General features: G+C 68.0%; 8 protein-coding genes and 1 pseudogene. 5 read left to right on the plus strand and 4 right to left on the minus strand.

Features of this window, described 5'->3' with window-relative positions; translation table 11 throughout:
* A pseudogene (locus E4L96_RS16625) lies at positions 1-793 on the minus strand (DUF349 domain-containing protein); the annotation flags it as partial.
* Positions 794-857: 64 nt separating this feature from the next.
* Positions 858-1,442: a hypothetical protein gene (locus tag E4L96_RS16630; protein ID WP_135208332.1), complete on the minus strand. Its 585-nt coding sequence runs from the start codon at positions 1,440-1,442 to the stop codon at positions 858-860.
* Between the two features lie 201 nt (positions 1,443-1,643).
* Here E4L96_RS16630 and E4L96_RS16635 point away from each other — a divergent pair, with 201 nt between their 5' ends.
* Genes E4L96_RS16635 through E4L96_RS16645 form a run of 3 tightly spaced genes read left to right on the plus strand, consistent with a single transcriptional unit; the run spans position 1,644 to position 4,719 of the window.
* A complete protein-coding gene (locus tag E4L96_RS16635) occupies positions 1,644-2,624 on the plus strand; it encodes an HlyD family secretion protein (protein ID WP_135208333.1) in 981 nt (326 codons plus the stop codon).
* On the plus strand, positions 2,624-3,583 hold the full coding sequence (locus E4L96_RS16640) for an ABC transporter ATP-binding protein (RefSeq protein ID WP_135208334.1): 960 nt from the start codon (positions 2,624-2,626) through the stop codon (positions 3,581-3,583). The genes E4L96_RS16635 and E4L96_RS16640 overlap by 1 nt, the downstream gene beginning before the upstream one ends.
* On the plus strand, positions 3,580-4,719 hold the full coding sequence (locus tag E4L96_RS16645; RefSeq protein WP_220433448.1) for an ABC transporter permease: 1,140 nt from the start codon (positions 3,580-3,582) through the stop codon (positions 4,717-4,719). The genes E4L96_RS16640 and E4L96_RS16645 overlap by 4 nt, the downstream gene beginning before the upstream one ends.
* A 12-nt stretch (positions 4,720-4,731) precedes the next feature.
* Here E4L96_RS16645 and E4L96_RS16650 read toward each other — a convergent pair whose 3' ends face one another.
* A complete protein-coding gene (locus E4L96_RS16650; protein WP_135208335.1) occupies positions 4,732-5,709 on the minus strand; it encodes a DUF2804 domain-containing protein in 978 nt (325 codons plus the stop codon).
* Positions 5,706-6,944, minus strand: coding sequence for a winged helix-turn-helix domain-containing protein (locus E4L96_RS16655; protein WP_135208336.1), 1,239 nt, complete (start codon positions 6,942-6,944; stop codon positions 5,706-5,708). The genes E4L96_RS16650 and E4L96_RS16655 overlap by 4 nt, the downstream gene beginning before the upstream one ends.
* A 114-nt stretch (positions 6,945-7,058) precedes the next feature.
* Between E4L96_RS16655 and E4L96_RS16660 the strand changes: the two genes are divergently transcribed.
* Together E4L96_RS16660 and E4L96_RS16665 are read left to right on the plus strand one after the other, a co-directional pair.
* On the plus strand, positions 7,059-8,300 hold the full coding sequence (locus tag E4L96_RS16660) for an exonuclease SbcCD subunit D C-terminal domain-containing protein (RefSeq protein WP_135208337.1): 1,242 nt from the start codon (positions 7,059-7,061) through the stop codon (positions 8,298-8,300).
* Positions 8,297-9,676: AAA family ATPase (locus E4L96_RS16665; RefSeq protein ID WP_167758720.1), on the plus strand; the 1,380-nt coding region annotated here is incomplete at its 3' end. The genes E4L96_RS16660 and E4L96_RS16665, both read left to right, overlap by 4 nt.

The raw sequence follows: 9,676 nt of genomic DNA on the forward strand, positions 1-9,676 counted from the left end.
GCCCTGCCCGCTGCTGGGTGCCGGCATCGCCGTTCGCGCCGGCCGCAGCCTGCGCTGGCGCTGCCACAGTGTCATGCTGGCGCCGCCGCGCATCCCGGCTCGCATGCAGTTGTGCCGCCAGCGCCTGCGCATCGTTCAGCAAATGCCGCGGCAGCGACACATGCTCCGGCTCGCTGCCCACACCCTCCAGCATGGCCAGCAGCTGCTCGATACGTGCGTCATCAGCCGCAGCCGAGGCGGACGACGACAGCGCCCGCAGCTCGGCCAGCGCATCGATCACGCGCCGCTGCAGCGCCACCTGCGCCTCCAGCCGCCGCGTCAGCTGCGCCCGCACCTCTGTAAATTCCGCCGTCAGTTCCGACGCGTCGATCACCGACCAGCGCCGGTCCAGATCCGCCACCTGATTGGGGCTGAGCCGGTCATCCTGGGCCAGCTGCCGCGCCTGCTCGATGGCCGCGCGCGCCCGCTCCACCTCGGCCTGGTGATGGCGATGCGCATCCAGCCGCCCATGCATCAGCTTGGCGACCCGCCGGTCGGTGTTGCGGATCGCGTTGTACACGCGCTCCAGGTGTTCAGGAGAATGGACATGCTCCGCCGCGGCCAGGCGCAAGTCGGAGAATTCGGAATGAAGGATGAAATCAGCTGCCGCCTGCTCGTTGCCAGCCAGCTGGCTCAACAGCGCAGCCTGCTGCTCACGGGGCGTGGGCCCCGGCGCGGCAGGCTGGTCCGCTTGCGGCTCGGCTCCCGTCCCGTCGGGCTTGTCGCCCTGGCGCTTGAAGAGAAATTCGAACATGACGAGGCATCAAGCATTCAAAAGCGCCATCATAGCAAGAATCGGGAGGGGCCGTTCCTGAGCCTTAATTGAGCGCCACACTCGCCAAGTCACGCGGCGGCGAGGCATACGGCGCCACGTACAGCTCGGCGTCCGCCTCGTCGGCCTCGCTGCCGTCGCCGTTGATCGCCAGGATGCGGTTAGCGATGGCGAACCAGGTTTCCGACGGCAGCACCGCGCGCGCGACCGGGAACAGTTCGCGCTCCTCGCGCTCCAGCCGGGTCAGCAGCGAAGTGCAGAAGGCGTCTGCATGGGAACAGAACAGGGAGACTTTGTCACGGTCGTCCACCGGCTGCACGCGGATGCGCTCGAACAGCGCGCACATGGCGTCGGCCGCGGACAGCTTCAGGGCATCCAGCTCGAACATCAGCTTGTCCACCAGGCGGGTGACCTTGCGCACCGCCGGCAGCAAATACTGCTCGACCTTGCGCCATTGAAACGCATCATACAAACGCTGCATGGCCTCGCAGGCGTACTCCACCTGCCCGGGCGTGAGGAACTGCGCCGGCTCGAACGTCGAGCGGATCAGCTGCTGGAACGACTTCAGGCTCGAACGGACGTTGGCCTGCTCCACCGACATCGCAACTATCGAATAGGTTGCTGTTAGCATAGTCTCCTCCCTGTTATTCCCACAGCCGCGCGGATGAGCGCAGGCGGGGGCGGAAATGACCAGTGTAAGGAGCATCGACCTCTCGCCTTTGATATAGCGCAAACCGGTCGGGCTTGAAGAAACTCACAAATTGTTCGCCGAGCTCGTCACTAGTGATGATGTGATAACGTAGTCCATCCCTCGGCCGCCTTCAAGATTTCTATGACGAAAGCATCGTTCCGGCTCGGTACTGCCATGCTCGCCGCACTGCTTGCCGGCTGCCGCGCCGAACCACCCGCTTACTTCCCCGGCTATGTGGAAGCCGACTATGTGCGGCTGGCCAGCCCCATCGCCGGCACGCTGGCGCGCAGCTACGTGGAGCGCGGCACCCACGTCCAGCGCGGCGCCCGTGCCTTCGTGCTGGAACAGGACAACGAGCGCGCCGCGCGACTGGAAGCGGAGGCCCGCCAGCGCCGCGCCGCCGCCACCTTGGCGGACCTGCGCAAGGGCAGCCGCCCGGCGGAACTGGCGGTGGTCGAGTCCCAGCTGGCGCAGGCCCAGGCCGCGCTGCGCCTGTCCCAGGCCGACCTGGCGCGCGAATCGAAACTGGTGGCGCAGAACTTCGTCTCCCCGGCCCGGATCGACGAGCTCAAGGCCGCCGTCAAGCGCGACGAAGGCCGCGTGCGCGAGGCCGCGTCGCAGTTGCAAGTCTCCCGGCTCGGTGCCCGCAGCGACGCCCTGCGCGCCGCCGAACAGGACGTGCAGGCCGCCGAGGCGCAAGCCGCGCAAGCCCAGTGGCGGCTGGACCAGAAGACCATGACCATTCCCGCCGACGCGGAAGTGGCGGACGTGCTGTACCGCCCGGGCGAACTGGTCCCCGCCGGCACGCCGGTCGTGACCCTGCTGGTGCAGGACTACGTGCGCGCCCGCTTCTTCGTCCCGCAGACCGGCATCGGCGCGCTGCGCCTCGGCCAGCAGGTCAGCCTGCGCTGTGACGGCTGCGCGGGGCCGGTGGCTGCCAACATCAGCTTCATTAGCCGCGACGCCGAATACACCGCCCCTATCATCTACAGCCAGGAGACGCGCGCGAACCTGGTCTTCATGGTCGAGGCCAAGCCCTACGGCCCCGGTGCCGCGGCGCTGCATCCCGGCCAGCCGCTGGAGGTGCGGCTGGTGCAGAACGTCCCGCAGGCACAGCGCTAATGGCGCAGGACATCGTCATCGACGTGCATGGCCTGACCAAGCGCTATGGCGAGCGCACGGTGGTCCAGCGCATCGACATGCAGGTCCGCGGCGGCAGCATCTACGGTTTCCTCGGTCCGAACGGCAGCGGCAAGACCACCACCATCCGCATGCTGTGCGGCCTGCTCACGCCGGACGAAGGGGAAGGCACCTGCCTGGGCCTGGACATCCGCACCCAGGCGCGCCAGATCAAGCGCCAGGTCGGCTACATGACGCAGAAGTTCGGCCTGTACGACGACCTCTCGATCGAGGAAAACCTCGATTTCATCGCCCGCATCTACGACGTGCCGCAGCGCCGCGCCAAGGTCGACGCAACCATCGCGCGCCTCGGCCTGCAAGAGCGCCGCAAGCAGCTGGCGGGCGCGCTCTCGGGCGGCTGGAAGCAGCGGCTCGCGCTGGCCGCCTGCCTGCTGCACGAGCCCAAGCTGCTCCTGCTGGACGAACCCACCGCCGGCGTCGATCCGCAAGCCCGCCGCGTGTTCTGGGACCAGCTGCACGAGCTGGCGGCGGACGGCCTCACGGTGCTGGTCTCGACCCACTACATGGACGAGGCGGAGCGCTGCCACGCGCTGGCCTACATCTGCTACGGCCGCATGCTCGCGCAGGGCACGGCCGAGGAGCTGATCGCGCAGGCCGCGCTGGCGAGCCGCGAGATCAGCGGACCCGCCGACGCACTGGCGCAGCTGAGCCATGCGCTGCGCGAGGACACGAGCCTGCGCAGCGTGGCGTCGTTCGGCGCGGCCTTGCACGTGAGCGGGGATTCGGATGCGGTGCTCGATGCCGCGCTCGCGCGCGTGGATCAGCAGCTGCGTGCACCGAGCCTCGACGTGCGGCGCGTGGAGCCCAACCTGGAGGACGTCTTCATCGCGCTGATGCAGAACGCTGACGACAACTTCGGCCCCGAGGGCGCCAAGCCATGAGAATGTTCGGCCTCTCCGGCGCCCGGCTGCTGGCGATCCTGATCAAGGAGTTCCGCCAGATGCGGCGCGATCGCCTCACGTTCGCGATGATGGTGGCGGTGCCGATCATGCAGCTGATCCTGTTCGGCTACGCGATCAACACCGATCCGAAAGGCCTGCCGCTGGCGGTGGTGGAGGCGGACCACAGCCCGTTCTCGCGCGCTTTTGTGCATGGGCTGGTGAACTCGCGCTACTTCAAGCTGGTGGCGCAGCCGGGCAGCGAGGCGGAAGGCAACCGGCTGCTGGAAACCGGCGACGCGCAGTTCCTGCTGGTGGTGCCGCCGGATTTTGGCCGGCGCGTCATCCGCGGCGAACGCCCGTCCCTGTTGCTGGCGGCCGATGCCACCGATCCCGCGGCCGGCGGCAACGCGCTGGCGGCCATCGCGGGTGTGACGCAGCAGGTGCTGGCGCGCGAGCTGCGCGGGAGCCTCGTGCAAGCTCCGGCCACGCCACCGGCATTCGACGTGCGCGTGCAGCGCCGCTACAACCCGGAGGGCCTGTCCCGCTTCAACATCGTCCCCGGCCTGGTCGGCGTGATCCTGACGATGACGATGGTGATGATGACCTCCCTCGCCGTTACCCGCGAAGTGGAGCGCGGTACCATGGAGAACCTGCTGGCCACGCCCGCGCGGCCGATCGAGGTGATGATCGGGAAGATCGTGCCATATATATTGGTCGGCTACGTGCAGGTCTCGGTGATCCTGCTGTTCGGGCGCTGGCTGTTCGATGTGCCGATGCTGGGCAGCTTTATGCTGCTGTCGGTGGTGCTCACGCTGTTCATCGCGGCCAACCTGGCGGTGGGCTTCACGTTTTCGACGCTGGCCCGTAACCAGCTGCAGGCGATGCAGCTGACGTTCTTCTTCTTTCTGCCCTCGATGCTGCTGTCGGGCTTCATGTTTCCGTTCCGCGGGATGCCGCAGTGGGCGCAGACTATTGGCGAGGTGATTCCACTGACCCACTTCCTGCGGGCCATCCGCGGGATCCTGCTAAAGGGGAACACGCTGCAGCAGGTCGCGCCGGAGCTGTGGCCGATCGCGCTGTTCATGCTGGTCGCGGGGTTTGTGGCGGTCAAGCGCTATCGCCAGACGCTGGACTGAGCGCTGTCTCGACTACCACCGGGAGCTGTGGTCTTCGGTGACGCCCACCAGGCTGTCGATACGCACCTTGTCAGCGCCCTGGTGTGGGCGCACCCACCCATCAAATACACCAATCGGCTGCACGTAACGCGAGGCGGCGACGAGCAGGTTGCGGTCTTCACGCCGCGCGCCTTCGGGCGTGAAGGTCAGGTCCAGCAGGCCATCCGCGGTGGTGATGTGCCAGGGGGCCAGCGGGCTGGCAGGGTCATAGTCAAAGTTAGCTTCGGCCAGCGGATGGATGGCGCCATCGAGCCACAGCGCATTTTCGTGGGCGCCGAAGTAGCCGGCTTGCAGGTTGAAGCCGAGGCGCGGGCCGTGGGCGCTGGCCCAGCGCCAGGCGGTGTCGCGGGCGAGCAGGCCGTTGGAGTAGTCGTAACTGGCGGTGCCGCCGTCCAGCGACCAGGTTTTTCCTGCGGCTGTCACGCTGCCCGTGAGCGCAAGCCCGCCAGATTTCTGCGTGGCGTGGATCGAGCCGCCCAGGGCTGGGCCGACGGCCAGCATCACGGGTGCCTCGCCTGCCAGAACGGCGTCGATAGAGAAGTCTTTGCAGCGCAGGGTGAGACTTTGCTGCCCCAGCTCGACGCGGTGCCCTGCCATGGCGAAGCGGCTGCGGCCAAGGGCGTTGTGGGCGACGGATGCGGTCAGGCCCGGGATGCCGTCGCGCGAGAAGGCAGCGATGACGCGGCGCTGGGCGCGGTCGAAGGCGTAGGCGAAGGCGGTGTTGGTCCAGCCCACGTCCACGACCGCCGCCGCACAGAAAAGCTCGGGCGTCGCCAGCGCCATGTAATGCCAGCGCTTGTGATGAAAGCGGCGCCAGAAGGCCCCGCGCGCATGCGGCGGCGCGAGGCGGTGCCAGTCGAAGCACTCGGCAAGGCCTTGGAAGCGCCCCAGCGACGGCACGCCATCCGGCCCCACGACCGCGCTTGGTGCGCGCGCCATCGGAGCAGTCATGCTGCCAGCTCCGTGTCTGCCTCGCCGAGCGCGGTGCGCAGGGCGGCCGCCAGCACGGGCGGGTCGGTGCGGGTGACCTGCACGGCCGGGCAGCCGTGCCACGCGGCGCAGCGCCGCACGGTGCGGGCGACGTCATCGACCAGCCGCGCGCTGATGCGCACACCGGGCTCCAGCGTCAGTGCCTTCAATTCAAACACTCCCTCGCGCCGGTGGGCCTTGGCGTCCACCCGGCCAATCAAGGCGCCACGCCGCAGGACCGGCAGAGTGAAGTACCCGTACTTGCGCTTCTCGGCTGGCGTATAGCACTCCAGCCGGTAATCTAAGCCGAACAAATCGAGCGCCCGCCGCCGGTCCCAGACGATCGGATCGAACGGCGACAGGATGCTGGTCAGCGTCGGTGTCAAAGTCCCCTCCCCCGCCTGCCGCGCCAGTTCCGCGTGCTCGGGATGGATGTAGACCGTGTCGCTCCACCCTTCCACCCGCGCCCGCAGCAGCAGCCCTTCATCCGCCAGCGCTTCCAGATCAGGCCTTGGTGGCTTGGTGCGGTAATAGTCAGCCACCCACGCAGAACGTGCCACACCCAGCGCCTTCACCGTCCGCAGCGCAAACGTGCGCAGCACGTCCGGCAGCGCCGGCATCTGCGCATCGTCCCACGCCGGATGCACCCGCTCCGCCAGATCATAAATGCGATGGAAATTGTGCCGCCGCGCGATCATCAGCGCGCCGGACGTGAACAGCACCTCCAGCGAGCGCTTTTCCGGCTTCCACTCCCACCAGCCCCCCGCCTTGCCGTCCGTGCGCTCGAAGTCGGACGAACGCACCGGCCCCTTCTCCCGCACGTGTGCCAGCAGCGCGTCGACCTCCTTGCGCCGCTCGCGCATCCAGGTCGCCGAGTACTTCCAGCCCATCGCCTCCGGATCCAGCATCCGGTGCCGGAACAAACCGTAGTCCTCGATCGGAATGAAGCACGCCTCGTGGCCCCAATACTCAAAGAGCTGGCCTTCTTCCAGATGCTGGTCCAGCCACGCCGTGTCGTAATCGCCCACCCGGCTCCAGAGCACCAGGTAAGGGCTGCGCGCCACCACGCTGATGGTATCGATCTGCAGCATCCCCATGCGGCGGATCGCATCGAGGACGTCCGCCTTGGTGGCGCCGCGGCGGCGCGGCTGGAGCATGCCCTGGGCTGCGAGATGCAGCGCACGGGCGGCGGAAAGCGAGAGCTTGAGATCGGTCATGTGCTTATTCTAAGGACGAATCATCAACGGCGTACAGGTGCAATTGCGGTGCAAATTCGGCCCCGCACTCTGCTATAGTACGGCCTCGTTTTTCCATGCCTGTATCGCCCTCCCATGCGCCTGCTGCACACGTCCGACTGGCACCTCGGCCAGTCCCTCCACAACTACGACCGCACCTACGAGCACCAGTGCTTCCTGGACTGGCTGGTGGAGACGATCGTGCGCGAGGACGTGGATGCGCTGCTGGTGGCGGGCGACGTGTTCGACACCTCCAACCCCTCGGCCGCCTCGCAGCGCCAGCTCTACCGCTTTTTGCGGCAGGCCCGCGCGCGAGCCCCGCACCTGAACATCGTCATCATCGCGGGCAACCACGATTCGCCCGCGCGGCTGGAAGCCCCCGTGCCGCTACTGGAGGAGCACGCGACTGCCGTTATCGGCACCGTGCCTCGCACTGGCGACGGCGCCATCGACCTGGAACGCATGCTGGTGCCCCTGCGCGGCAGATGCGGCAACGTCAAGGCATGGTGCATGGCCGTGCCGTTCCTGCGGCCGGGCGATGTGCCGCGCGGCGCACCAACGGCCGATGACACCACGGACCCTTACCTCGGCGGCATCGCCCTGCTCTACCAGCAGCTGTTCGACCTGGCCCGCATACGCCGGGAAGACGGCCAGGCCATCGTCGCCATGGGCCACTGCCACATGGTCAGCGGCCAGCCCTCGCAGGATTCGGAGCGCCGCATCGTGATCGGCGGGACGGAAGCGCTGCCCGCCACCGTCTTCCATGACGAGATTGCGTATGCGGCCCTCGGGCACCTGCACCTGGCCCAGCGCATCGGGCAGAAGGAATCGCTGCGCTACTCGGGCAGCCCGCTGCCGATGTCGTTCTCCGAGACCGCTTACCAGCACCAGGTCCTGCGCATTGATCTCGATGGCCACCAGGTCCGGGAAGTAACGCCTCTGCACGTGCCGCGTGCCGTGCAGATGCTGCGCGTACCGTCGCAGCCCGCGCCCATCGACGAAGCGCTGGCTGCGCTGGAGGCGCTGGCACTCGACGAGCTGGAACCGGAATGCCACCCCTATCTGGAAGTGCGCGTGCTGCTGGACGGCCCCGAGCCCGGCTTGCGCGCACGCGTGGAGGCTGCACTCAAGGGCAAGCCGGTGCGCCTCGCGAAGATCGAGCCGACCCGCAAAAGCGTCGCCGCCGGCGCCGCCACGGTCGCGCTGTCCCTCGACCAGCTGCAGCAGCTGCAGCCGGATGAGATCTTCCGGCGTTTGTATGAAGAGCGCTACGGCGAGCCCGCGCCGCCGGACCAGGTCGCGGCATTCGGTGAACTCGCGCTGCCGGAGGCGGAATGAAGATCCTGCGCATCGGCGGCAAGAACCTGGCCTCGCTGGCGGCTGAATTCAGCGTCGACTTCGAGAACGGCACGTTGGGATCGGCCGGCCTGTTTGCAATCTGCGGGCCCACCGGTGCGGGCAAGAGCACCCTGCTCGATGCGCTCTGCCTCGCCCTGTACGACGCCACCCCGCGCCTGCTCAAGACCGGCCGCAACGCGAGCACCCTGCCGGACGTCGGCTCGGACATGGTCTCCACCTACGACCCGCGCACGCTGCTGCGCCGTGGCGCGGCGGAAGGCTACGCCGAAGTGGACTTCGTCGGCAGCGATGGCCAGCGTTACCGCTCGCGCTGGAGCGTGCGGCGCGCGTATTCGAAGGCGACCGGCGGCCTGCAAGCTTCGTCGATCACGCTGCACAAGCTCCCCGAGCTGGCTGCCATTGGCCGCAAGAAGAATGAGACGATGCAGGAGATCGTCCAGCGTGTTGGCCTCACGTTCGAACAGTTCACGCGCGCTGTACTGCTGGCGCAGAACGAGTTCTCGGCTTTCCTGAAAAGCGATGAGGGCGAACGCGGCGAGCTGCTGGAAACGCTGACCGGTACTACGGTCTACACCACGCTGTCCAAACGTGCGTTCGAACGCTACAAGCTGGAACAGGGCAAGCTGCAAACACTGTCGGCCCGCCTGTCAGATCAAGTGCCGCTCGACCCCGAAGCCCGCGCCGCACTGGAAGCGCACCTGGTCACCGGCACGGCGCAGCTGTCCGCGCTGGAGGCCCGCAAGCAGGAGCTGGACGCCCACTGGCGCTGGCACCAGGAAGACGCGCGCCTCGCTGCGCACGTGACGGACGGCGAAACGGCATTGGCCGCGGCACGCGCCGCGCACGCCGAGGCCGAGCCGCGCCGCCAGCACCTGGCACTCACCGAAGCCGTGCAACCCGCACGCGCGCTGCTGGCCGAACGCGCACGCCTGGAAGAAGAGAACCGCAAACTGGCCGACCAGGTATCGGCCGCGCGCCAGTACGCCGAACGCACCGGCACCAAGGCAGCCGACGCCGCGGCGGGCATCGCCGCCGCGCAGGATGCGCTGGCAAAAGCCGAAGCCGAGCAGCGCGACGCCGCCCCCTTGCTGGACCAAGCCAAGGCGCTGGACGCGCAGATCGGCGCTCTCGCCACGGCCGGCGGCAAAGTGCAGGCCGAAGTCCGCCACGTCGAAGAGCAGATGGCAGAAGCCGTGGAGAACCTCACCGGCATGAGCTCGCGCCGCGCCGCACTGGTCGAGCGCCAGGCCGAACGCACCCGCTGGTTCGAGGCTCATGCGGGCGAACAGGCGCTCTCACAGCAGTGGGCACGCTGGGAAAAGGTGCTGGGGCAGGCTGCGGCAGCGATGCAGGAC

The organism is Zemynaea arenosa, from assembly GCF_004614185.1.
In the GTDB taxonomy this organism is placed as follows: Bacteria; Pseudomonadota; Gammaproteobacteria; order Burkholderiales; family Burkholderiaceae_D; genus Telluria; species Telluria arenosa.